We start from the raw sequence: 1,192 nt of genomic DNA, 5'->3' as shown, positions 1-1,192 counted from the left end.
ACTCGACGATCTTGGCGACGACGCCGGCGCCGACGGTGCGGCCGCCTTCGCGGATGGCGAAGCGCAGGCCTTCTTCCATGGCGATCGGGGCGATCAGCTTGACCGTGATGGTCACGTTGTCACCGGGCATCACCATCTCCTTGTCCTTGGGCAGCTCGATGGCGCCGGTGACGTCGGTGGTGCGGAAGTAGAACTGCGGGCGGTAGTTGTTGAAGAACGGCGTGTGACGGCCGCCTTCTTCCTTGCTCAGCACGTACACCTCGGCCGTGAAGTGCGTGTGCGGCTTGATCGAGCCGGGCTTGCACAGCACCTGGCCGCGCTCGACTTCTTCACGCTTGGTGCCGCGCAGCAGGATGCCCACGTTGTCGCCGGCCTGGCCCTGGTCGAGCAGCTTGCGGAACATCTCCACGCCCGTGCAGGTGGTCTTCTGCGTCGCGCGGATGCCCACGATCTCGATTTCCTCGCCGACCTTGACGATGCCGCGCTCCACGCGACCGGTCACCACCGTGCCGCGGCCGGAGATCGAGAACACGTCTTCCACCGGCATCAGGAACGCGCCGTCGATGGCGCGCTCGGGCGTCGGGATGTAGGTGTCCAGCGCGTCGGCCAGGCGCATGATCGCCGCCTCGCCCAGGTCGCCCTTGTCGCCTTCGAGCGCCAGCTTGGCCGAGCCCTTGATGATCGGGGTGTCGTCGCCGGGGAAGTCGTACTTGCTCAGCAGTTCACGCACCTCCATCTCGACGAGCTCCAGCAGCTCGGCGTCGTCGACCATGTCGCACTTGTTCAGGAAGACGATGATGTAGGGCACGCCCACCTGGCGCGCCAGCAGGATGTGCTCGCGCGTCTGCGGCATCGGGCCGTCGGCGGCCGAGCACACCAGAATGGCGCCGTCCATCTGGGCGGCACCGGTGATCATGTTCTTCACGTAGTCGGCGTGACCCGGGCAGTCCACGTGCGCGTAGTGCCGGTTGGCCGTCTCGTATTCCACGTGCGCCGTGTTGATCGTGATGCCGCGCGCCTTTTCTTCCGGCGCCGCGTCGATCTGGTCGTACGCCTTCGCCTCGCCGCCGAACTTCGTCGACAGCACCGTCGTGATCGCCGCCGTCAGCGTCGTCTTGCCATGGTCCACGTGCCCGATCGTGCCCACGTTCACGTGCGGCTTCGTGCGCTCAAACTTGCCTTTTGCCATTTC

Annotated in this window: 1 protein-coding gene; it reads right to left on the bottom strand. The window is 66.0% G+C overall.

Annotated features, from left to right (window positions below):
- Positions 1–1,189 (bottom strand): elongation factor Tu (tuf, locus tag E8D38_RS27785; protein WP_140637522.1); only part of this gene is annotated, 1,189 nt, incomplete at its 3' end.
- Positions 1,190–1,192: the final 3 nt, after the last annotated feature.

This window comes from Methylibium rhizosphaerae, assembly GCF_006386545.1.
In the GTDB taxonomy this organism is placed as follows: domain Bacteria; phylum Pseudomonadota; class Gammaproteobacteria; order Burkholderiales; family Burkholderiaceae_C; genus Pseudorivibacter; species Pseudorivibacter rhizosphaerae.
The sequence above is the reverse complement of the archived record's forward strand: the minus strand, read 5'-3'. Positions and strand labels throughout refer to the sequence as shown.